The following is a 23,082-nucleotide window of genomic DNA, read 5'->3' as shown; positions in this document are numbered from 1 at the left end:
CCGTGGTACGGCTCAGTTTAATCGGCAAGGGCACCATGGCCTTTGTCGACGAGCAGCGCTACGTCACCGCCATGTTGGGCCTACGCGCGCTCAGCGAAGGGCATGTGAGGGAGTTCCTGCAAGCCATCAACTCCATGGGAGCCCGCCCCGGCGACGGCCTGTGGCGCGTCATCCCCGGCCTGGGGCAGGCGGCACTACTCGTGCTTTTCAAGCTCAATCCCAACGCACCGCCCTCCTTACAGGTACCGCAGGTGTTCAACGTGCTCATCATGAGCCTGGACATGCTGCTGCTGTACCGGATTTATCGGCGGTTCTTCCCGGTCAGTTTTGCATTGCTGGGTGTCGCCCTGTATTCAAGCCTGGTGAACACCAATCTGTACCTGCGCCACATCCTGCCCTACGACCACTCCCTCTTTTTCTTTCTCTTGGCATTGTGGCTCTTGTTATCACCTGCCAAGAAAAGGCCCATCAAACGATATTGGTGGGTTGGGCTGATTTCGGGGATGAGCTATGCAGTGTACCCAGGCTATTTTATGGGACCGGCAGTCCTTCTGGCGCTCACCGTGTGGATGGCTATACCCCCAAGAATCAAAAGTGGACATACCAACAAACCCGTTTCCTTTCGACCATTAGCCGCGCAGTTGACCGGGCTGGTAGCAGTACTTGTCCTCTTTGAGGCTTTGGCCCAACTCTCAGATACTTCCTACCTGGCAAGCAGCCGCTACATAGCCACCACTGTAACCCAAGGTAGCTTTGAAGAAGGGTTTAGCTTCATATGCCACTACTTCTGGGAGGTAGAAGGGTGGTTAGGGGTAGGACTATTAGGGCTTTTTGTGGCAGGACTTCTGTTAAGCATCCGTCAACTGCAGGCAGCTACTGCACAGTATATCCCGGAATCAGAGTATGCTCTTGACGTCAGCGCATTACTTTCTATCGGCTTTATGGCGTGGCTGGGCTATGCGGTAGCCGTTCAGTTTGCACATAAACTGGTCTTTTACGGCCGAATCCTGCATTTCTTCGTTCCACTCATTATCCTCGGTGGCATATTCGCTTTGCACAGTGCCGCCAGCCACTGGCAACAGAGCAAAACTTTTTTACTGATAAGTGGCTGGGCTCTTGCGCTGTGGCATTTCGGTGCCTTCGACAGTGCCTACCGCTTCGTAAACTACCCTAGCGATGTCGTGTATGACTTTGGTATCCAAGATGCTCGACAGATAGCTGGAATTGACATCACTGGGTGTGACAAAGGAGTGGTGTACTACCGCTTGTTTGGCCCTCGTATCCGTGACAAGGGCACATTTGACGCTCCCAAGTACCAACTCGTAAATTTTGCGTATCTCTATCCCATAAGCTGTTATCAAGCTCCTCCGGCTAATGCAGGAAGTGTAGTGGCTTCAGTGCCCTATTTTATGAAATACACGCCTTATCAGTTTGAAGGCCACAGCCCCGCCCAGCGTGTACTCTTCCAAAAGCATGATATTAACTTCCGGATTGTTAGCGCCAAATTGTAACTGTGATATGTTTGTTTCCAAGATGTTGGAAGTAGGACTGCTTGTCAAAAGCAGTATGCTTATAAACACGATTTAAACCAAATGAACTTCGGAAGGCTAAATTTGCTCTATTGATTCATTAATCTCACTGGTTAAGGCAACTTATGAAAATAGCAATTGTAGGCACCGGCTATGTTGGTCTGGTAACAGGTACATGCTTTGCGGAAGTAGGCATCGACGTCACCTGCATCGATATCGACCAAAAAAAGATAGATAACCTGCACCAGGGCATTCTTCCCATTTATGAGCCTGGTTTGGAAGAAATGGTGAGCCGCAATGTTGAAAAGGGACGTTTGCAGTTTTCTACCAACTTAGCTGAAGCCATCCAGGATTGTGATGTGGCTTTTATTGCAGTTGGCACTCCTCCCGGTGAAGATGGATCTGCTGACCTGAAATATGTCCTTGCGGTAGCTCGTGGCATCGGCGAAAACATGAAAAGCTACGGCGTTATCGTAACCAAAAGCACAGTGCCAGTAGGTACAGCGGCCAAGGTGCGCGCCGAAATTGAACAAGCACTGGCCAAGCGCGGAGCCGACATTGAATTCGATGTGGCATCCAACCCCGAGTTCTTAAAGGAAGGTGCCGCTATTGATGACTTCCTCAAGCCCGACCGCATTGTGGTGGGTGTAGCTTCCGAGCGGGCCGAAGAGGTAATGCGCCGCCTTTACAAGCCTTTCCTACTCAACGGCCACCCCATCATTTTCATGGACATTCCCTCGGCTGAAATGACCAAGTATGCAGCCAACTCCATGCTGGCTACGAAAATCAGCTTCATGAACGACGTGGCGAACCTGTGCGAAATCATGGGTGCTGACGTCAATAAAGTGCGTCAAGGCATTGGCTCCGACGCGCGCATTGGTACCAAGTTTATATACCCTGGCATTGGCTACGGTGGCTCCTGCTTTCCGAAAGATGTGAAGGCCCTGATTAAAACAGCTCAGGAAAATGGCTATAAAATGCAGGTGCTGCAGGCGGTTGAAAGCGTAAACGAGCAACAAAAGTCCGTGCTCTTCGATAAAGTAAGCCGGCATTTTGGAGGTGAACTGCGCGGCCTGAAAATGGCAGTGTGGGGCCTTTCCTTTAAGCCCAAAACCGACGACATGCGCGAAGCCCCGTCTTTGGTCATAATCGAAAAGCTACTGGCTGCAGGTTGCACTGTCACAGCTTATGACCCAGTGGCAATGCCCGAGGCACGCCATTCCCTTGGCGACTCTATCGTTTACGCCAAAGACGAGTTTGCGGCCCTCATTGATGCAGATGCATTGTTGGTGGTGACAGAATGGCCCGATTTCCGCGCTCCCAATTTTGAGGTAGTAGCCCGCCTAATGAAACAAAAAGTTATATTCGATGGCCGTAATATTTACGAAGCCAGCGAATTGAAAGAACTGGGATTTGCCTATCACTGCATTGGTGTGAGAACAGAACATCGCGAGCCATTGAATGACTCGATTACTGCTAATAAAGTTTCAGCAGCCAGCTAAACCTGCGTCAATACAAATTATTTAAGTCTGCTGCTGACTAGTCGCGGCCTGAAGTTTCTATAATGTCTGAAGAAAAAAAACGCGTCCTTATAACCGGCGGAGCTGGTTTCCTAGGTTCCCATCTCTGCGACCGGTTTCTGGCCGAGGGTTATCACGTCATTGCGATGGATAACCTCATTACCGGTTCGCTCCAGAATATTGAGCACCTTTTTGGTAATAAGGATTTCGAATTTCACCATGCTGATGTGAGCAAGTTTGTGTTCGTGCCTGGTAAGCTCGATTACATCCTGCACTTTGCCTCGCCGGCCTCGCCGATTGACTACCTCAAGATTCCGATTCAGACCCTGAAAGTGGGCTCGCTCGGCACGCACAACCTACTGGGCCTTGCCCGCGTGAAGGGCGCCCGCATGCTGATTGCCAGCACCTCGGAGGTTTACGGCGACCCCGAGGTTCATCCGCAGGTGGAGGAATACTTTGGCAACGTAAACCCCGTGGGTCCTCGCGGTTGCTACGACGAAGCCAAGCGCTTCCAGGAAGCCATCACCATGGCTTACCACAACCACCACGGCCTGGAAACCCGCATCATACGTATTTTCAATACCTACGGCCCGCGCATGCGCCTCGACGACGGCCGCGTATTGCCCGCGTTCCTCTCGCAGGCCCTGCGCGGCGAAAATCTCACCGTATTTGGCGACGGCATGCAGACCCGCTCGTTCTGCTATGTCGACGACCTGGTAGAAGGAATCTACCGCCTGCTGCTCAGCAATTACCCGTTGCCCGTAAATATCGGTAACCCCGACGAAATCACCATCAAGGAGTTCGGTGAAGAAATTGCCCGCCTCACCGGCGTCGAGTTTAAACCTACCTACCAGGCCCTGCCCGAAAACGACCCCATGAAGCGCAAGCCGGATATTACCAAGGCCAAGGAAATACTGGGCTGGGAACCTAAGGTAGACCGTGCCGAGGGCCTGCGCCGTACGCTGGAGTACTTTAAGGAGCACGTGAAGTAGAGTTTGCCTAGCCCAACCGTCGCAAATGCCTGCTTTGAGAAGCTCGGTGACTTTGTTCAGTTCAAAAAAGAAGTAGTTGACGCAGAAGGTGATTTTTGGAATAAAACAAGTCGATAGCAGCAAACTAGCTCTCGGGGCACGTACGGCTCAGACTGGCTTGATGTACGGTCCAGCTACGGGGCAGATGCGGAGCCATAAGTTTAGTACTTCAGCCGGACTATCGGTTCCCCCCCCCGGGTGATTGATATGAGTAAAATGCAAAAAGGTAAAGGAGCCATGCGGCAATGCGTGGCTCCTTATACTTTGTGTCCCTTTACCGTCAACGCTTGGCTGCCGTTGTAGGCTTAGTAGAGACACCCGCAACTTTCCTATTCCCCCGCGTTGCAGCACCGGGCGATTCCCAGGCATTCAGCGAACCGATTAATTGCCCATGTATATGACCGCCCCGCAACTCATTCAACTACCAAAGTTGGGAGACCCGACCATTGGCTACATATCCGTGGTTGAGCAGCAGAAAGTAGTCCCATTTGAGGTAAAGCGCATTTTCTGGACGTACTACACGCCGGAAAGCATCGTGCGTGGCCGGCATGCTCACCACGCCACCGAACAGGTCCTTATTGCCGCCGCCGGGCGAATTCTGGTAACCACGGAGCTGGCCAACGGAGAAATCCAGCTGTTCCGGCTCGAAGACCCCTATGTTGGGTTGTACGTGCCGCCGTGTGCCTGGCATACCCTGCAATATTCGCACTCGGCGGTGCAGCTGGTACTGGCCTCGCACCCGTTTGACGAGGCTGATTATATTCGGGACCATCAGGAATTCAAGCAGCGATGGAAAGCACCGTCCTGAGCCCGTTCGTAGCGGCCCGGGCCGACGCCCTGGCCCATTATTCGCCCTACTACTTCCTGCGCCAGTTTGCTGCGGCCCGGCAGCAGGACCTTTTTGGTACGGGGGCTGCGGCCCGGTGGGAGCAGGGCGTGGGAGCCGCAACTTTCCATTCCCCGGCCGCACCGGCAACGGCGGAAGTGCACTGGCTGCTCCGGCAGCTGGCGTGGGACTCGGACTACTTCGGCACGCCGATGTACCGCCTGTTTACCGGGCTCTTCGCCGCTCAGGCCCCTGCGGCCGGGTTAGTACAGGCAGCCAGGGAGCTCCACCAGCAGCTGACCGACCGGCATGGAGCGTTTTACGCCTTCGGGGTGGTGCCCGCCGAGGATATCCGGCTGCTGCAGGCCCTTACCGGGGCCGGGTGGCGGCTGGTGGAAACCCGTCTGACGTACTACCGCGACCAGCTGCCGGCGTTCGACTACCCGCGCTACCCGGTGCGGCTGGCCGCCGCAGGGGAAGCGGCGCACCTTGGCCGGGTGGCCGCCGCCGCCCGCAATGCCTACGACCGGTTTCACACCGATGCGTGGTTTGGGGAGGCCCGGGCCGATGCATACTTGGCCCGCTATGCCGAGAACACCGTGGCGACGGACTTGGCCGCCGCCGTGCTCGTGCCCGATGCGCCGGAGCTGCCCGTCGACTCATTCCTGGCCATCAGCGACCTGACCGGCGATGCGGCGGCGCTGAACGCGCGGCTGTCGCGGGTGCTGCTCACGGCCGTCGGCCCGGCCAACAGGGGCTGGCACCTCAAGCTGGTGGCCGAATCTGTACACCGGGCTCGGGCGCTGGGCCACGACGCCATGCTGATGACCACCCAGGCTACCAACCACGCCGTGTTTCGCACCTGCGAAAAGCTGGGTTTTCGTCTGGGGGCCACCAGCCACGTATTGGCCTGCCATGGCCGTTAACTTTGCCGCATGACTGTACCCTTCCTGTATTTTGAGCCGCAGCATGCTCCATTGCGGGATGCCATGACGGCGGCTTTTGCCCGCGTCTACGATTCCTGCTGGTATGTACTGGGCGAGGAAGTAAAGCTGTTCGAACAGGAGTACGCGGCCTTCAACCAGGTAGCTCATACTGTAGGCGTAGCCAATGGCTTAGACGCACTAGTGCTGGCGCTGCGGGTGCTGGAAATCGGCCCCGGCGATGAGGTGATTGTGCCCTCCAATACCTACATCGCTACCTGGCTGGCCGTGACGCAGGTAGGGGCCACGCCCGTGCCAGTTGAGCCCGACCCCGCCACCAGCAACCTCGACCCGGCCCGGATTGCCGCTGCCCTCACGCCGCGCACCCGTGCCATCGTGCCGGTGCACCTCTACGGCCAGGCCTGCCGCATGCCGGAAATCATGGCGCTGGCCGCTCATCACAACCTGTTTGTGGTGGAAGATAATGCCCAGGCCCAGGGCGCGGCCTTTGCCGGCGGCCTCACCGGCAGCTTTGGCCACGTGAACGGCACCAGCTTTTATCCGGGCAAAAACCTGGGCGCCCTCGGCGACGCCGGGGCCTTGACCACCCACGATGCCGACCTGGCCCACAAAGTGCGGGTGCTGCGCAACTACGGCTCGCAGCAGAAATACTACAACGAAATAGTGGGCTACAACTCCCGCCTCGACGAGCTGCAGGCCGCCCTGTTGCGCGTGAAGCTGCCGCACCTGCCGGAGTGGACGCGCCAGCGCCAGCAGGTAGCCGCGCAGTACAATCAGTGCCTAGCCGGCATTGCCGGGCTGCGCCTGCCCGCCATGGCCGAAGGGGCCACCCACGTCTACCACCTCTACGTGGTGCACACGCCGCACCGCGCGGCCCTGCAGCAGTACCTCACCGCTCAGGGCATTGGCAGCATGATTCATTACCCGGTGCCGCCCCATTTGCAGGAGGCTTACCAGGCGCTCGGGTTTGCTCCCGGCAGCTTTCCCATCGCCGAGGAGCTGGCCAATACCTGTCTGAGCCTGCCCATGTGGCCGGGTATGACTGAAGCCCACGTGGCGGCCGTGGCAACGGCTATTCGCGCCTTTGGGGCTTAATATTGCCATTATGCCCAAGCTCTCCGTCATCGTTCCCTGCTACTTCAACGAGGAAAATATTCCGGTGACGGCCCGCGAGCTGGTGGCGAACGAAGTTAATTTCCCGCCCGAAGTCACGTTCGAGTACGTATTTGTGAACGATGGCTCCGGCGACGACACGCTCGGGGCGCTGCGCCTCGCGCAGGCCGAATACCCCGGTCGCATACGTATCGTAGACTTGGCCGGCAACGTGGGCTCCTACAACGCCATCGTGGCCGGCATGGCATACGCCACCGGCGACTGCCTAGCCGTCATCACCGCCGACCTGCAGGACCCCCCCGAGCTGATGGCCCGTATGTATAGCCACTGGCAGCAAGGCTTTAAACTGGTTATTGGCAACCGACAGGAACGAGAAGAAACCGGCTTTGCGCAGATCATGGCCAAAGTATTTCATTGGTTAATGAAGAATCTAGCTCTGCGCAACATCCCTGACGGGGGCTTCGATTTTGTTTTTTTCGATAGACAAGTAGCCACTGAGGTACTCAACCTGCACGAACGCAACTCCAACGTCTTCTACTTAATGGTGTGGTTAGGCTTCGCCTATGTTAACCTTCCATATATACGCCGCAAGCGGCAGGTGGGTAAGTCACGTTGGACGCTTTCCAAGAAAATTAAGCTGTTCATCGATTCGCTGATGGCCTTCTCCTTCGTGCCCATCCGGGCCATCTCGGTGCTTGGCCTGGGCCTCGGCTGTATTGCGTTATTGTACGGCCTCTACGTCATCGCCCTCAAAATCACGCATCCTGATGAGCCTGCCGGCTGGACCACTCTCATGGTGGTGCTGTTGATGGTTTCCGCCTTTCAAATGATTGCGCTCGGCGTAATTGGTGAGTACGTGTGGCGCGGGCTGGACGCTGCCCGCCAGCGGCCCCTGTACGTGGTGCGGGAAGTGCTCGGATAATAGGCTGTTTTGGTACGTCTACAATGTTCATCCAAAAGCGCCTAGCTTTTCTTCTGGTACTTGTTATTCTCTTGCCATTTGGCAGGCTGAAACCCGAGTTCGCCAAGTCTGCTGGTTTGCTATGAGTGTACTGCTGGGCACCTGCGTGCTTTGGTCCAATGAGATAATTGCCCTGCCGTCACTGGCGGGCCGAGGGTATGGGATTGGTGGCGGAACGGTCCCCGCCGCGCGGTGAGGTGGTCTAACTAAGCCGGACAAAGTTGGGACGTTGTTTGAAGGTGGATTTCGAAGTGGTTGGGAGCTTGGTAGCCGAGCGAAGAGTGGCGTCGTTCGGCGTTGTAGTAGGCGATGTGGTGACTGATTTCCAGCCGGGCTTCGGCCAGACCGGGGAAGCTGCCGCCGTCGAGCAGTTCGGCTTTGAAGCGGCTCCAAAAGGGTTCGGCGTGGGCGTTGTCGTAGCAGTTGCCGCGCCGGCTCATGCTCTGCACGGCCCCGTGGCGGGCGAGCAAGGCTTTGAAGCGGGTGGCCGTGTACTGGCTTCCCTGGTCGGAGTGCACCACGAGCCCGGCCGGGGGCCGGCGCACCACGAGGGCGCGGCGCAGCGCCTCGCTGACCAGGTCTTCGGGCATCGTGTCGCGCACGTCCCAGCCCACGATTTTGCGCGAGCAGCGGTCGAGCCACACGGCCAGGTAGAGCCAGCCGCCGCCCTGGCGGGGCAGGTACGTGATGTCGCCCACCCAGACCCGGTTCGGGGCGGTGGGGGCCGGCAGGCCCAGCAAGCGGTTGGGCGCAGCCCGTACAGCGGGGTCGGAATCGGTGGTGCGCGGCACAAACGAGCGCGGCTGCTGGGCCCGCAGGCCGTGCGCTTTCAGCACGCGGCGGATGCGCCACCGGCCCACCGCATGGCCTTGCGCCTGCACTTCGGCGCGCAGCCGGCGGGTGCCGTAGCGCTGGCTGTGGTACGCAAACGCTTCGCGCACGGCCACTTGCCAGGCCGGCTCGGGCACGGCCCGGTTCCGCTGCCGGTGCCAGGCATAGTACGCGCTGGGGGCCACGCGCAGCACCTGGCAGAGCCGGCGCACGGGCACCCGACCCGCCCGCTGGGCGATGTGTTGGTAGGCGCTCACCGGGTCGGCTGGCCGAAGATGACCAAAGCTTTTTTTAAAATATCGAGCTCCTGCTCGGCCCGCTTGAGGCGGGCCCGCAGGGCGCGCACCTCCGGGTCGCGGGCGACTTCCTCGCTGCCCACCTCGGCCACGAGCTGCGCCTGCTGCCAGCGGTAGAGCAGCTTGGGGCTGATGCCCAGCTGCCGCGCCGCGGCCTGGGTGCTGCGGCTCTCGCCAGCCAAGCGCAGCGCTTCGGCTTTAAAGGCCTCGTCGTATTTGCGTCTTTGGTCGGGCGACGCCCCGCTCTTTTTTGCGGTCATGACAGAATAAATATACGTCCTTCTTCTGTCCGTCATTCCTAGACCACCTCAGTTTCGCCAGCTGGCCACGCGCTATGATAAAACAGCCAGCAGCTTCTTGGGAATGGTGCATTTCGTCTCCGCCCTGTTGTAGCTTCGCTAATTGCCCGTGCAACCTAGACCACCTCATAAAGTGTACCAACCCCCGGCCGAAAATAAGTAGTTATTACAATTTCAACAATGATTTAAATTAATTTTAAGCACATAACTTTGCAATACCTCTGTAGCCTGTGCGGGCTACGGCCGAGCACCTTGCTTGGATGTAGCGCCATTGCGATAGCCAACGGTACAAGGGTTATTGCAGGATGCCTAAATGCCCCTAAATCTGCTGTTCTAGTTTTTTTCTTTCTTAGAGAGCCTATATTTTTGCTTGAGTGCAAACTCTCGTATTTTCATGTATTTTATCTTCTTTTAATGAGTATTCAGGTTTCCAGCATTGTCATAACATCAATTTTCGCGCCCACGAAGGCAGTTAAAAAGTTTGCTTCTTTTAACCGGTATAAATTGGTGGTGGTCGGTGATAAAAAATCGCCGGCCCATTGGCAGGAAGATAATGTGACATATCTGTCGGTAGCCGCTCAGGAGGCTGCTGGCTTTCGAATAAGCCAGAAGTTACCCTTCAACCATTATGGCCGTAAAATGGTGGGCTACCTCCACGCAATACGAGAAGGCGCTCAGATTATCATTGATACGGACGACGACAATATTCCGTATGATGACTGGGAGTTTCCGGCCATGGAAGGAGAATTTGCTGTCTCCCCCACAAACCGAGGCTTCGTCAATATATATAAAAACTTTACCAGCCATCACATCTGGCCTCGGGGATATCCTCTCGACCTCATACTCGACCCCGGGCACAACCTCAACGAGAAAGACCTAGCGATTGAAACTGTCCGCATTGGAATCTGGCAAGGGCTGGCCGACAGCGACCCCGATGTTGATGCTATCTACCGCTTGATAGACAACACAGAGGTGTTCTTCGACAAGCGAATGCCAGTAGTACTGGCCGAAGGCACCTTGTGTCCGTTCAACTCGCAGAACACTGCCGTTCGGCGAGAACTATTTCCGTTGCTTTACTTGCCAGCATACGTCACGTTCCGTTTCACGGACATTCTACGGGGCCTTGTGGCGCAACCTATCATGTGGGCCCACGGCTATTGCCTTGGCTTTACTGAGGCCAGTGTGCTGCAGGAGCGCAACCCCCACGATTATCTGAAGGATTTTGAATCCGAAATCCCATGTTATCTACATCCCAGCCGGGTTATTGCCGCCGTAACATGTGCCATTAGTGCAGGCAATACGGTGAGCGAAAACCTGCGACGTGCTTATGCAGAGCTAGCAAAGGAAAATATTGTGACGGCTCAGGAAGTCGAGCTTCTCGACCTATGGCTTACTGATTTGGCCGAGCTCACCAAGTAGGGGCTTAACGATGGAGCAATTTCCGTTCATATCTATTGTTATTCCCTCTTGGAATCAAGGGAAGTATATTGAGCGCACATTGCTCAGCATTCTCAAGCAGGACTACCCTGGTCGGGTTGAAATTATTGTGTCGGATGGGGGCTCAACCGATGAAACCGTTGCGGTGCTGAAAAAGTACGGCGAGCATCTGATCTGGTGGTCCGCTCGGGACAAAGGGTTCGTGGATGCTGTGACAAAAGGGGTTGCCCACACTAACGGCGAAATTCTTGCTATTCAGAGCTCCGATGACTATTACCTGCCTGGAGCTTTCCGGGCCGTGGCCGCTGCCTTCCAGCATTACCCTGAAGCGGGCTTTATATCGGGTGGGGAATACGCTATCGACCTGGCGGGTAATATCGTGGGCAGCGGAAATCCATCGGGGCTTATCACCCCGCACAGCATCCTCTTCCAAACTATTCCGCCGCAGCATGCTACCTTCGTAAAGCGCCGTTTCTTTGAGGAAACGGGGGGCATGCGCCGCGAGGTGGACATGTGCGCCGATATCGACCAGTGGTATCGGGTGGCCCACCTGGCCTCCGGGCAATACATTCCCGCCATGCTTGCCGTGTACCAACTGCACCCCGACCAGCGCACCGTCACCAGCGACAAATGGTTCCCCAATCTTATGAAGATGGTAGAGCTCTGCGAGCAGGAACCCCGCTACGGCCAAGAGTTCCGCCTTACCGACGAGGAGCGCCGAAACCTTTACACCTACTGGGAAATAAACTGGACGGGTAAGCGGGACATGGCTGCGGCGCGCTCAATAGCCTTCTCAAAACTGCCTAGTCTGCTGAGCTATAGTCCTCGTACCCGCCGCATGATACTGGGCGCAAGCATCAACAGTATACTTAAAAAGCTGGTGCCGACTAGCGTACTCAATGCGTTACGGCCAGCCGTATCTGTTGCGCCATCTGCCAAGCTCGACCTAGAATGGTGGAAAAATTAATAGTTTTGGGTAAACCCTTGGAAAAGCCCCATAAAGCCATATGACTAACAACCAAGAAAATCATTGGCTACTAGTGAACTCACGCTACTATGCAAAAAAACGCTAAAATTTATATTGCTGGTCACCTTGGTATGGTGGGCTCGGCCATGGTGCGTCGCTTCCAGCAGGCAGGGTTGAGCAACTTTGTTACCCGTACTTCCAGCGAGCTCGACCTGCGAAACCAGCAGGCTGTGGCCGATTTTTTTGCTCAGGAAAAACCTGACTACGTGGTGCTGGCTGCTGCCAAAGTGGGTGGAATCAATGCCAATAATAAATATCGGGGAGAGTTTCTTTACGATAACCTCATGATTCAGTCCAACGTCGTTCATTATTCCTACCTGAACGAGGTGAAAAAGCTGTTGTTCCTGGGTTCGTCGTGCATCTATCCCAAGAGAGCTCCCCAGCCGCTACAAGAAACATCCCTGCTCACCGGGGAGCTGGAAAGCACCAACGAGCCCTATGCCATTGCTAAGATTGCTGGCATCAAGCTTTGCGACGCTTACCGTAGCCAATACGGCTGCAATTATATCTCGGCGATGCCCACCAACCTATACGGGCCCCACGACAACTACAACCTGAAAAACTCGCACGTACTGCCGGCGCTCATTCGCAAGTTCCATGAGGCCAAGCTGGCTGGCGAGCCCGAAGTTGAAGTGTGGGGTACTGGGACGCCGCGGCGGGAGTTCATGCACGTCGATGACTTAGCCGATGCCTGCTACTGGCTGCTGGAGAATTACAATGAGCCTGGCCTTATCAACGTAGGTACCGGAGAGGACATTGCAATTAGCGAATTAGCTGAGTTGGTGAAGCGCATAGTTGGCTTCCAGGGAATAATTCGCTTTAATTCAAATTATCCGGATGGCTCTCCCCGTAAGTTGCTGGATGTTAGTAAGCTTACGGATTTTGGGTGGCATTACAATATTGCATTAGAGAATGGAGTTCAAGAGGTGTATAATGAGTTTAGGCGCTGGTCTAATGTATAGTGAGACTGTAATTATCGAAGTCTATGTTGATTCGAGCGGTGTGTATGGCCAACGATTTACTGAACGAACAGGATATGCGTACGAAAAAGCGCAGCGCTGGCGTAGGGGAAATTAAGGACTTCGACGATGCTGGTCTGGGACCCGCCTTTGGGCAGGAGCTAGACGCACGCCTTCCACTGGTTGGTAAAGTGCCAGCAGCAGCGATGGCGGTGGGGCAGCGCCTGCCAGAGCCAGCGTAGCAGGGCATCATCCTAATTGCCCAACGTCCAGCCCACAATGTGCCGCCTGGCACGTTCAACCCCAAGCCGGAGCTATACTTTGCACCTTTTGTGGCCAAAAAGGTTCACATCTTATCTGCTCCTAACAATTGTGTTACTCTTTATTTGGGTACCACGTGAGCGAGTGCAGCAGGGGTGCCCACGCCCGCCTGTGGCTCGGTTGAAGCTGCGCTATGAATTGGGGTGGTTCAGTAAAAACGGACAGTGAGCTAAGGTAGGTTGGCTTTGAATTCCTGTTCAAATTGGTGAGGCGAGCGGTAGCCGAGCGCGGAGTGGCGACGGTCGAGGTTGAAGTAGGTGTCGAGATAATGGGCCACTTCCAAGCGGGCTTCTTCGAGCGAGGCGAAAGTGGAGCCTGGAGGCAATAATTCGGTTTTAAGCGTGCTCCAGCCGGCTTCGGCCTGCGCGTTGTCATACGGGTTGCCCGGCCGGCTGAAGCTGGGCACGGCCCCGGCTTGGGCGATGCGGGCGCGACAGGCCGCGCTAGTGTACTGGCTGCCGCGGTCGGCGTGCACGATGAGCCCCGGCGCGGGCTGGCGGAGCGTCAGGGCCTGTTCCAGGGCGTGGAGCACCAACTCGGTGGGCATCTGCGCGGCTAGGTGCCAGCCCACTACGCGCCGCGAGCAGGCATCGCGCCAAGTAGCCAGGTAGCACCAGCGCCCGCCCACCAGCGGCAAGTAGGTGATGTCGCCGACCCAGACCTGATTCGGGGCGGTGGGGAACGGCTGACCCAGCAAGCGGTTCTCCGCCACCACAGCCGCCGGGCCGGCCACGGTGGTGCGCGGCCGGTGCGGGCGGGTGCTCAAGGCGTGTAAGTCGTGCCGGTGCAGCCAGGTGCGCAACGCGTAGCGGCCCACGGCGTGCCCTTCCGCGTGTAACTCGGCCCGTAGCCGCCGCGTGCCGTAGCGTCGGGCGTGGCGCGTAAAGGCCGCTTGCGCCGCCACTTGCCACGGAGCCGGCGCGGCGGCCGGCCGGTGCCGCCACTGGTAATACCCGGCGGGGCTCACGCACGGCCAGCACCTGGCAGAGCAGCTGCACGGGCCACGCCTCGGTGCAGGCCGCGAGGAAAGCGTAGCGGCTCATCACTGAGGCGGTTGGGAGAAGATGGTCACGACTTTTTTTTAAATGTCGCGCTCCATTTCCACGCGCTTGAGCACGGCCCGCAGCTGCTTGATTTCGTCGCGCTCCGCGCTGCTGGGCACGGCGGCTTCCAGGGCCTGGCGTTGCCAGCGCCCCAGCAGGGCTGGTGAAATGCCCTGGGCACGGGCCACGTCGCTTTGCCGCGTACCCGCTGCTACTTGGCGGACGCACTCGGCTTTAAACGCCGGCGTGTATTTCTTGCGGGTGGAGGGGCTTCCTCCAAGATTCGATTTTTCAGTCATGGGCAGCGGAAGTTAAGACGTCTCGCTGTCCGTTTTACCTAAACCACCTCAAATTGCGCTCCGCCAGCAAGGCGTTGACTTGCGTGTACTGAGTGGCTTTGTACACAACCACCGGCACAAACAGGCATTGGTAGCGGCGGGCCATGCACTGGTACTTCCGATGTTCATTTTTGCTGTCGTTGCATCGAATCTGTCCGCTGCCGTACTTGGCACAGTAATGTTGCATATATCGTAAGCCTATACGCTATCCACCCTCATTTGATCACTGCCTTTAATAGTGATGTAGTGTTGGCTGCCTTTTAAGTTAGAATGTTTTACGCAGAATATACCAGATGCATTTAAGTCATGCAGCTATTTCGGAAGTGGTAGAGTGACAAAAAATTCGGTCTGAAGCAGATTCTAGCTGGATTGCAAAGGTGCTACTCACCCACCTGACCTTAGTAACGATGTAAGTAAGTACGACTCGCTCTTGTTTTTAGTACTTTTGCATTGGGACTATGGCACCCAGTGACATTTCAAGGTGAACCCAAGACAAAATGCTGGACTATGCTGGCAACTCGGGTATTAAAGAACTTGGTTCTCAACGATGCATTAGCATGGTACAATATAAAATCTCTTATATATTAACAACGTACAACAAACTCCCCTACTTACAGCATGTGCTGGAGCGGCTGGTAGCTGCTCGGCTGCCAGACGAGGAAATAGTAGTTTGTGATGGGGGTAGCAAAGATGATACGCCGGCATATTTACAGCGCTTGCTCGAACTGGGCAAGATTCAGCAGTACGTTTCCGAACCTGATAAAGGTGAGGCACATGGCTTTAATAAAGGAATGCTATTGGCGCGCGGCGAAATTGTCAAAATTATTACCGATGATGACGCCTTTCACTTTCCCGCTATTCGGCAGGCAGCAGAATTTATGTGCCAAAATCATGACATTGACGCTATTTTGGGCCGTAGCGCTGCAATAATGCTCAATGATTTGCATTTCGCAACCATACCAACTAAACCGGCTGAAGAATTTCGAAACTGGCTTGAGAATGAAACCCCATTTTGGATGGTCGGCTTGACTTTGATACTGAGGCGTCGTTCTCTGGCTTTGACTGGCTTATTATCCACTGAAGTGGTGTTAGTGGATTTAGAGTTCATTTATCGAATCACGTCGTTAAAAGCCAATATTGCGTGGTGTACCGGAATATTGAGTATGCACGTCAGCAATCCGGACGGTAACTTCAACCGTATGAACGCCGAGGCTAGGCAAGCTGAGTACGACCGATTGTACCGGTTTTATTCAAAACCAGTAGCACCAATTGCGCCTTCCTTCAAAGAAAAATTGGTCGAGGTTATAAAGCATCCGATACGTCCTTACAAAGATCTATTGATTAAGAAGCTAAAGCTGAACAAAGCAGTCGAACCATCAGCCCTGCCTGCGCCTGAACAGATTGCCACAAATTATATATCTCGGGAAAACGAAGACAACCTTGAAGCAGCTTATCGGGTGTGTGATGAGTTCTTGACTGTGCATAACGATGGTAAAAAAATAGAATTCTTTTACAAGAAAACAGAAGCTGGATTTAATAAAATTTTCGCGGCAGCGCAACAATAATAGAAGCTTCGGTTTTAAATCACTTGAATTATTTTTTATATTGTTATTTCATTCATGCTGTTTTATTAGCTTTTCGCACTCTTTATGACATCAGGCATCATTTTTTCTTCATTAACCAATCTGCGATTGTTGCTCGCACCGTCGGAAAAGAGGAGAGGGGCTATTTTATTCTTTTTGCTTTTAATTAATTCATTTCTTGATGTATTTGGCTTAGCCGCTTTGGTCCCTGTTATCATGGTGGCTTCAAATCCAAAATCGGTTTTAGAAAGCAAATATTTTTTTACTGTCTATCAATATTTTAATTATAACTCAGAGGTTAGCTTTATAACTCACCTCATCATTTTTGTATTTGTATTTTTTTTAATAAAGAATTTGTATTCGACCTGGACTAGCTATTTGCAAACAGAGTTCACGGCCGATGTAAGCATGACGCTGATTGAAAGGCAAATGACTAAGTATCTGAATTTGCCGTTCTGGTACTTCAATGATTTGGGCTCATCTAACATTGCAAACTTTGTAATAGGAATTCCTGCCAATTACGTGACTGGCATCCTCCGGCCGCTGCTGCTTTTTCTTTCGGAGGTTATCGTTATTACAATCATTGTGGTGGGTATTGTGGTCTACAAGCCGGTACTGCTGTTTATCCTGGGTATTGTGCTCGTACCGACTGCCATACTCACTTACCGTGCTTTGCGGGCGCGCTCCTTTGCAATTGGCAACCGCATGAATGATTTGCGCCCGGTGGTGGGAGCACGGCAGTTGGACCTGTTTATTGGATACGCCGAATTGAAGCTAGCCAATAAGCTTGAGCACTTCCGAACTCGCATTACTTCGGGCCAGCGAGAAATTCAAAAGCTCGATGCAGAGGCCTACCTCTATGCGCAGCTACCGCTAAAAGTCATCGAGCTGGTGGCCATTCTGGGGGTGGTAACCATACTGCTTTATGCCTTGCACTTTACCAAAGGGGCCTCGGGGCTCATAGGGTTGGTGGGCCTGTTTGCCGCCGCTGCTTACCGCCTCATGCCTTCCATAAACCGCATGCTGACGGCCCTGATGCAAATCAAGCAGCACCAGTATGCCATTCACCATCTAGGTACTTACGAAGAACCACACTTCAACGAGGGGCTGTACCCTCAACAGCTGCCGCTTACGTTCAACGATTCCATCAAATTTGAACAAGTTGGCTTTACTTTTCCTCATGAAAAGAAGCCCGCCTTAAGCGGCATCACTTTACGGATCAACAAAGGAGAGAGAGTTGGTTTTATAGGGAGTTCGGGGGCTGGCAAAACGACGCTGATGAACCTATTGCTTCGTTTTTACCGGGAGCAGGAGGGATGCATTCGTATCGACGGCCAGCCACTTACCCCGCAACATCTACAGGCGTGGCATCGCTTGGTAGGGTATGTGAAACAGGATGCTTTTTTGATGGAAGCTTCCATTAAAGACAACATCACCCTAGACGACCCAAACCCAGACCAGCAACGGCTGGAATATGCTCTGGAACAAGCTTCACTCCGCAGCTTTGTAGATGGTTTGCCTAACGGAGTAGATACGTTCATCGGCGAACGAGGCTCCAAGCTTTCGGGCGGCCAACGGCAACGCATTGGCATTGCCAGGGCCTTGTATAAGCAGATGAAGGTACTCGTGCTGGATGAAGCAACCAGCGCTCTAGACAATGAAACCGAACGAGAGGTAAACGAGGCCATCAACAAGCTGTCGTCTACCGACATCACCATTCTCATCATTGCGCACCGCATAACGACCCTGCGGGAGTGCAACCGGATTTATGAACTAAGTGGCGGTCAGTTAATTGGGGAGCACCAGTACGAGGACTTGATCAGACAGGCAGTGTAAGTTATTTTAAAATTTAAGATATGATACCTAAGCTGGTAAGCATTATTATTCCTTGCTATAACTACGGGTGGGTGCTCCACGAAACATTAGATTCACTTTTAGCGCAAACGCATGCGGCATGGGAATGCCTTATTGTTGATGATGGTTCCACTGATGAAACCCGCGCTGTAGCGGAGCGGTATTCTAATTTGGATTCGCGCTTTCAGTATATCTACAAGAGAAATCAAGGTATTTCAGCTGCACGTAATACCGGACTTGCCAAGGCAAAAGGCGAATTCATCCAGTTCTTAGATTCTGATGACCAATTAGCTGTCCGAAAATTAGAAATTCAGGTAAAGTTTCTGGCTGACCACGAAGAAGTAGACTTAGTGTATGGGGATGCACGATACTTTCATTCTAATGAACGCAATGTCTTAAGCTTTTCGTTTGCACTTGACAATCAGGAGTGGATGCCGAGGGTTGAAGGGACAGGATTTGTGCTATTAGAAGCCTTAGCTCAACATAACATCATGGTTATTAATGCACCACTCCTTAGATGCGAGTATGTACGCCGGGTAGGCACATTCAATGAATGCCTGACCCACATGGAGGATTGGGAATATTGGATTCGGTGCGCACTTGAAGGCGGTGAATTTGCCTACTTAAATTCCCCCGATGCGTGGTCTTTTGTGCGTGTACACCCTAAGAGCACAAGTCAAAATACTACTAGTATGCGCAAAGCTGAAGTTCAAGTTCGACGGTGGTTTGCTAAAAAGCTTGATGATAATCATGCACTCGAAGCCAGCCAAATCAACAGGGTTAAGTTAAACAATCAAGCGTTAAATAATGCCGTTCATGATATGCTTCACGGTAGTGTTTGGAATGGAGTGCAAGAATTTGTGACAATGGGCCATGAACAGGAGTTGTATTTATATCAGCTTAAAAATATGGCGTATTGGTTATTGCAACGTATCAAACAAGTAAATACAACTTTATGAGGGAGGCGCATTTACTTGCTTTATCTAAAACGAATATGCGCGGCCCTCTGGTTTCCGTCATCATTCCTAACTACAACCACGCACCCTACTTGCACCAGCGGATTCAGTCGGTGCTGGAACAGACCTACCCACATTTTGAGGTAATCTTACTTGATGACTGCTCGACCGACGATAGTGCTGCCGTACTGGATTCGTACCGAGGCCACGAAAAAGTTAGCCATGTGGTCATAAACGAGCAAAACAGCGGTACCACTTTCAAGCAATGGGCCAGAGGCATCGCACTGGCACAGGGCGAATGGGTCTGGATTGCCGAAAGCGACGATTGGTGCGAGCCCACACTGCTACAAAACCTAGTAGACGGCATTCAACCTAATACCAGCTTGGCTTTTTGCCAGTCGGTAACCGTGCGCGACAACGAAGTGCTCTGGACCAGCCAGCCGAAGGCTCTGGCCTGCACACGACCAGGGCCGGGGTTTGTGCAGGAGAATATGTTGCGCAACAATGTTATTTTCAACTCGAGCATGTGTATTTTCCGCAAGGCCAATTACTATGCAATCGGGTCCGAGTTCACATCCTACCGTTTCTGTGGCGACTGGCTTTTTTGGATTGCCCTGGCCCAGCATGGCGACGTTTATGAGTCGGGCCGGTTCCTGAATTATTTTCGTAAGCACGGCGCCGATGTCAGCGGACCAGCCTACCAGAATGGACTGGCTTACACGGAATATGTGCGCCTGCTTGACTATCTGGCCGACAAACGAATCATTAAAGCCGACCAGCTCGAACAGCTACTTCTACTCAAGTTCCAGGAGTCTATATACGATCAACGATTGCGTCCGGAAAGCAAAGGGGCGGTTGCCCACTTATTCTACGGGCGTCTTGGTCAGGCTTTGCTAAGCCCGGCTGCGTACCGTGTTTTGGGTAAAAAGAAATTTTTACAAATCCTATTACAGAAGACTTTTGCCTGCCGTGTCATATGAATGGGGTATCAGTTATTATCTGCTGCTTCAATAGCAAAACCCGGCTGCCCACCACCCTCCGGCACTTGGCGGCGCAGGTTCCTGGCAACTTGAAATGGGAGGTAGTGGTCGTCGACAATAACTCGACTGATGCCACTGCCGAGGTGGCTCGGCACCAGTGGCAGCAGTTCGGCTCACCCACTTTGCTCACGGTTGTGGCTGAACCCCGACCAGGCCTTTCCATGGCCCGCCAAACGGGTTTGGCTAGTGCTAGGTACGACATAGTGCTGTTCTGCGACGACGACAATTGGCTTGAGCCGGATTATTTGCGGGAGGCATACGCCTTAATGCGGCGGGACGCAGGAATTGGTATCTTAGGTGGGCTGAACAGGGCCGTTGCCGATGTACCGCTGCCGACATGGTTTCAGCAGGTGGAATACGCCTACGCGTGCGGTCCCCAAGCTGAGCAGGATGGGGAAGTATCGCCGCAGCGCCTCTACGTATCCGGCGCCGGCATGGTGGTTCGGCGAAGCATTTTTCGAGAGTTGGAGCAGATTGGGTTTCAGTCGCAGCTACTTGACCGCAAAGGAGAGGAACTATCATCAGGTGGCGATACAGAACTATGTTTCGCTACAGCGCTACTCGGCTATAAAGTAGTGTACTCTTCACAACTGAGACTGTTGCACTACATGGAGGCAAAACGGCTTAACTGGGATTATCTGATAAAGCTAAAAAAAGGCCACGGCAAATCTTACTATAAGCTGGAGTATTACAAAAAATTGTACCTCAACGAAAGTATTCAGGACAACTGGCAGACATTGACACGGAAAAGGTTTCGGGCTATGCTCTCGAAACACGGCGCTTATGTGCTGTACGAGTATTATATAAAAAGCCGTAAAGTGGGAAGTGGCATAGACACGGCCGAAGCAGTATTCTATTACGAAATGCTAAAAACACATTTTCAGATGAGAAAGGAACATGCGAATTTTATCCAGTATCTCAGTAGCTTGAAAAGAAATATTGTTGCCTTACATAATATGCAAGGCAATGAGCAGCCAGGACTATAACTGATGCATACATTACCCCTCGGCGTTTCTTTCTTGGTGTGCACTTTCAACGGGGCCGCCCGTATTGCTGAAACCTTGGCATGCTTAGCTCGGCAAGAAACGCCAGCGGGTATACCTTGGGAAGTTGTGCTAGTTGATAACGCCAGCACCGACAACACCACTGAACTGGCGCGGCAGGCGTGGGAGTTGCTAGCTGCCCCCGCTGCCCTGCACCTGCTACATGAGCCGCGGCCCGGCAAACAGTACGCCCTCGAAACAGCGATTGGCCAAGCACAGTACCGTTACACCTGCATTGTGGACGATGATAACCGGTTATCTATAACATACTTGCGAGAAGGTCTAACAATCCTCGAGAAAAACCCCAAGGTTGGGATATTGGGCGGGCCCAGCACTGCTACATTTGAAGGTCCAGAGCCAGTCTGGTTTGCAGAATTCCAGCATTGCTACGCCGTGGGCCCGCAGCTGGACCGGGTAGGAGGGGCATTCAAACCCCTGGCGGAGGGCAATATCGGTCGGAATGTGCTGTGGGGGGCAGGTATGTTTGTGCGCATGGCAGTGTGGGAGCAATTGCATGAGGCAGGCTTTCAAAGCCTGTTTTCGGGCCGGCAGGGCGACGGCAACTTGACTGCTGGCGAAGACGACGAGCTTTGCTACGCCGCTCAGTTGCTGGGTTACGAGGTGTGGTACTCCTCACGGCTACACTTGCAGCATCACATAGCCGCAGGCCGGCTTACTGAGGCCTACCGAGACCGGTTGTTCTACGCGTCGGCCCGCACGTCTACCCGCCTAAATGCGTACCGAAATGCGCTCTGGGGGAAGCCGGGCGGAAGTGTCGCGCTCAACCTGCTCAAGGACGTAGCCTATAGTACGTTAGGTTTAACGAAAGAAGCGGTATCGCCGAGCTTGCTGCGGGCCCTTGTTGCTGCCAATACCATCGTGCCAATGAAGTTGGGGCATACCTTTGCCTCACTAAAAGAAACGGTGTTGAATTTTGAACGGGTAAAATCGTACTATAAACATGTCTTGCAGCTAAAAAGCGAGATAGCCTCTCACAAGTTAAATCATCGTCAATAGAACCAGAATTAATGGTTAAAATAGTTAAAAGCATAGCAGATGCTGTGGTAATGCGGGTTTCGAAAGCCCTCCCCGCCTGGCAGCGCTACACCATTGAAAAAATATTTCCAGCGCGCGAGCCTTATCAACCCGTGCCGCCAGTCAACGTTGCTATGTTTTCGGAGGAAGTGGTAGCGCCCTTTTTAGCGCCGGTAGAGTTCCATGAGCACCGGACCTACAGCCTAACCAACGTACATGTTACCTGGAATGGCGCCGTATTCAACAACCTGCGTTTGTTTGTGCCCAGCCTGGTGCACGACTGGTACGAGCCCAGCTTCCAGGATACGTTGCTGCTGCGGCAATGGGTAGGACGCAAGGTGACGGCACCAGCCAAAAGCGTGGCAGTGTGCCACAACCAATGGTCGGTGGAGAACTATTACCACTGGCTCGCCGACACCCTCCCTCGTCTACTGGTATTGCGCCAGACACATCCTAACATCACGCTGGTACTCCCGCAGCCTTTGCCTCCCAAGCAACTGCCCGATTATATCCGTCTCAGCGCCGCTGCACTAGGCTTCACGGATTATTTACCCGTTAACCCCCGCCAGGTTCTGCGAGCCGACACTGTTGTAGTCCCGGAGCTGACGGCTACTCCTATCTCTCAAAACCCGGAGCTAATTCGTCAGGTTCGGGCGGAGCTACTAACTGCCTATCGGCCTGCCCCAGCGCCAGCCACCCGGAGGATATTTGCTGCACGTGCAGCTACTGGCGTACGGAAATTGATTAACGAAGCCGAAGTTGACGCACTGCTCAGCGAGTATGGATTCGAGAAAGTATATTTTGAGCACTATTCTTTTCTAGAGCAGATTAAGCTGATGCACGAGACCAAGGTCTTGCTGGGTGTGCACGGCGCCGGAATGACCAATATGTTCTTCCTGCAGGACGATGCCAAGGTGATAGAATTGCTCAACCAGGAGCACCAGGTGCACTGTTATTACTGGTTGGCTTCTTGCTTTGGCTTGCCTTACTTTTTAGCACCTTGTGCCGGCACTAATCCGGCAAAGACTAGCCACTCCGATATGGTGGTAGATATTGCTACCCTAAAGCAAGTCCTAGACGTAGCATTGGATTGAGA

22 protein-coding genes are annotated in these 23,082 nt (G+C 53.7%); 18 read left to right on the top strand and 4 right to left on the bottom strand.

The features are described from left to right. The first annotated feature begins 35 nt into the window (after positions 1 to 35). From AUC43_RS19875 to AUC43_RS19845, 7 genes are all read left to right on the top strand, one after another. Positions 36 to 1,511: a glycosyltransferase family 39 protein gene (locus AUC43_RS19875; protein ID WP_157781189.1), complete on the top strand. Its 1,476-nt coding sequence runs from the start codon at positions 36 to 38 to the stop codon at positions 1,509 to 1,511. Between the two features lie 143 nt (positions 1,512 to 1,654). Then, positions 1,655 to 3,031: a UDP-glucose dehydrogenase family protein gene (locus tag AUC43_RS19870; RefSeq protein WP_068197938.1), complete on the top strand. Its 1,377-nt coding sequence runs from the start codon at positions 1,655 to 1,657 to the stop codon at positions 3,029 to 3,031. 62 nt (positions 3,032 to 3,093) lie between these two features. Continuing rightward, positions 3,094 to 4,041, top strand: coding sequence for a UDP-glucuronic acid decarboxylase family protein (locus tag AUC43_RS19865; protein WP_068197936.1), 948 nt, complete (start codon positions 3,094 to 3,096; stop codon positions 4,039 to 4,041). A gap of 436 nt (positions 4,042 to 4,477) precedes the next feature. Next, a complete protein-coding gene (locus AUC43_RS19860; RefSeq protein WP_099092958.1) occupies positions 4,478 to 4,888 on the top strand; it encodes a sugar 3,4-ketoisomerase in 411 nt (136 codons plus the stop codon). Beyond that, positions 4,870 to 5,832 carry a hypothetical protein gene (locus AUC43_RS19855; RefSeq protein ID WP_068197931.1) on the top strand — a complete coding sequence of 321 codons (963 nt, stop codon included), beginning with the start codon at positions 4,870 to 4,872 and terminating at the stop codon, positions 5,830 to 5,832. The genes AUC43_RS19860 and AUC43_RS19855 overlap by 19 nt, the downstream gene beginning before the upstream one ends. A gap of 9 nt (positions 5,833 to 5,841) precedes the next feature. Continuing rightward, positions 5,842 to 6,945, top strand: a complete 1,104-nt coding sequence (locus AUC43_RS19850) for a DegT/DnrJ/EryC1/StrS family aminotransferase (protein ID WP_068197928.1) — start codon at positions 5,842 to 5,844, stop codon at positions 6,943 to 6,945. A gap of 10 nt (positions 6,946 to 6,955) precedes the next feature. After that, positions 6,956 to 7,885, top strand: a complete 930-nt coding sequence (locus AUC43_RS19845; protein ID WP_068197925.1) for a glycosyltransferase family 2 protein — start codon at positions 6,956 to 6,958, stop codon at positions 7,883 to 7,885. Positions 7,886 to 8,130: 245 nt separating this feature from the next. Here AUC43_RS19845 and AUC43_RS19840 read toward each other — a convergent pair whose 3' ends face one another. Next, a complete protein-coding gene (locus tag AUC43_RS19840) occupies positions 8,131 to 9,012 on the bottom strand; it encodes an IS3 family transposase (protein ID WP_082685241.1) in 882 nt (293 codons plus the stop codon). Next, a complete protein-coding gene (locus tag AUC43_RS19835) occupies positions 9,009 to 9,311 on the bottom strand; it encodes a transposase (protein WP_068197905.1) in 303 nt (100 codons plus the stop codon). The genes AUC43_RS19840 and AUC43_RS19835 overlap by 4 nt, the downstream gene beginning before the upstream one ends. A gap of 453 nt (positions 9,312 to 9,764) precedes the next feature. Here AUC43_RS19835 and AUC43_RS19830 point away from each other — a divergent pair, with 453 nt between their 5' ends. The 4 genes from AUC43_RS19830 (at position 9,765) to AUC43_RS21355 (ending at position 13,015) form a co-directional block, all read left to right on the top strand. Continuing rightward, entirely contained in the window at positions 9,765 to 10,769 is a 1,005-nt protein-coding gene (locus tag AUC43_RS19830) for an STELLO glycosyltransferase family protein (protein ID WP_068197901.1), read from the top strand. Between the two features lie 10 nt (positions 10,770 to 10,779). Next, complete coding sequence (locus tag AUC43_RS19825; protein ID WP_068197898.1) at positions 10,780 to 11,754, top strand: glycosyltransferase family 2 protein; 975 nt, start codon at positions 10,780 to 10,782, stop codon at positions 11,752 to 11,754. Between the two features lie 89 nt (positions 11,755 to 11,843). Then, positions 11,844 to 12,776 carry a GDP-L-fucose synthase family protein gene (locus AUC43_RS19820; RefSeq protein ID WP_068197895.1) on the top strand — a complete coding sequence of 311 codons (933 nt, stop codon included), beginning with the start codon at positions 11,844 to 11,846 and terminating at the stop codon, positions 12,774 to 12,776. Between the two features lie 44 nt (positions 12,777 to 12,820). Next, positions 12,821 to 13,015, top strand: coding sequence for a hypothetical protein (locus AUC43_RS21355; RefSeq protein ID WP_068197892.1), 195 nt, complete (start codon positions 12,821 to 12,823; stop codon positions 13,013 to 13,015). Positions 13,016 to 13,263: 248 nt separating this feature from the next. On the opposite strand, the gene AUC43_RS19810 is transcribed toward AUC43_RS21355, so the two are convergent. Together AUC43_RS19810 and AUC43_RS19805 are read right to left on the bottom strand one after the other, a co-directional pair. After that, positions 13,264 to 14,061 carry an IS3 family transposase gene (locus tag AUC43_RS19810; protein WP_068190926.1) on the bottom strand — a complete coding sequence of 266 codons (798 nt, stop codon included), beginning with the start codon at positions 14,059 to 14,061 and terminating at the stop codon, positions 13,264 to 13,266. A gap of 114 nt (positions 14,062 to 14,175) precedes the next feature. Further along, positions 14,176 to 14,436, bottom strand: coding sequence for a transposase (locus tag AUC43_RS19805; protein WP_068190928.1), 261 nt, complete (start codon positions 14,434 to 14,436; stop codon positions 14,176 to 14,178). A 536-nt stretch (positions 14,437 to 14,972) separates the two neighbouring features. On the opposite strand from AUC43_RS19805, the gene AUC43_RS19795 reads away from it, so the two are divergent. The 7 genes from AUC43_RS19795 to AUC43_RS19765 all read left to right on the top strand — a co-directional run bounded on the left by AUC43_RS19795 (position 14,973) and on the right by AUC43_RS19765 (position 23,080). Further along, positions 14,973 to 16,040 (top strand): glycosyltransferase family A protein, encoded by a 1,068-nt coding sequence (locus AUC43_RS19795; protein WP_082685240.1) that lies wholly within the window; start codon positions 14,973 to 14,975, stop codon positions 16,038 to 16,040. An 84-nt stretch (positions 16,041 to 16,124) separates the two neighbouring features. Beyond that, positions 16,125 to 17,894, top strand: a complete 1,770-nt coding sequence (locus tag AUC43_RS19790) for an ABC transporter ATP-binding protein (protein WP_082685239.1) — start codon at positions 16,125 to 16,127, stop codon at positions 17,892 to 17,894. A gap of 20 nt (positions 17,895 to 17,914) precedes the next feature. Next, positions 17,915 to 18,871, top strand: a complete 957-nt coding sequence (locus tag AUC43_RS19785) for a glycosyltransferase family 2 protein (RefSeq protein WP_068197873.1) — start codon at positions 17,915 to 17,917, stop codon at positions 18,869 to 18,871. Further along, complete coding sequence (locus tag AUC43_RS19780) at positions 18,868 to 19,848, top strand: glycosyltransferase family 2 protein (RefSeq protein ID WP_082685238.1); 981 nt, start codon at positions 18,868 to 18,870, stop codon at positions 19,846 to 19,848. Before AUC43_RS19785 ends, AUC43_RS19780 begins: the two co-directional genes overlap by 4 nt. After that, positions 19,845 to 20,894 carry a glycosyltransferase gene (locus AUC43_RS19775; RefSeq protein ID WP_068197867.1) on the top strand — a complete coding sequence of 350 codons (1,050 nt, stop codon included), beginning with the start codon at positions 19,845 to 19,847 and terminating at the stop codon, positions 20,892 to 20,894. The genes AUC43_RS19780 and AUC43_RS19775 overlap by 4 nt, the downstream gene beginning before the upstream one ends. A gap of 3 nt (positions 20,895 to 20,897) precedes the next feature. Continuing rightward, positions 20,898 to 21,968, top strand: coding sequence for a glycosyltransferase (locus AUC43_RS19770; RefSeq protein ID WP_082685237.1), 1,071 nt, complete (start codon positions 20,898 to 20,900; stop codon positions 21,966 to 21,968). Between the two features lie 11 nt (positions 21,969 to 21,979). Further along, positions 21,980 to 23,080 carry a glycosyltransferase family 61 protein gene (locus AUC43_RS19765; protein ID WP_068197859.1) on the top strand — a complete coding sequence of 367 codons (1,101 nt, stop codon included), beginning with the start codon at positions 21,980 to 21,982 and terminating at the stop codon, positions 23,078 to 23,080. The last annotated feature ends 2 nt before the right edge of the window (positions 23,081 to 23,082 follow it).

The organism is Hymenobacter sedentarius (assembly GCF_001507645.1).
GTDB lineage: Bacteria > Bacteroidota > Bacteroidia > Cytophagales > Hymenobacteraceae > Hymenobacter > Hymenobacter sedentarius.
The sequence above is the reverse complement of the archived record's forward strand: the minus strand, read 5'-3'. Positions and strand labels throughout refer to the sequence as shown.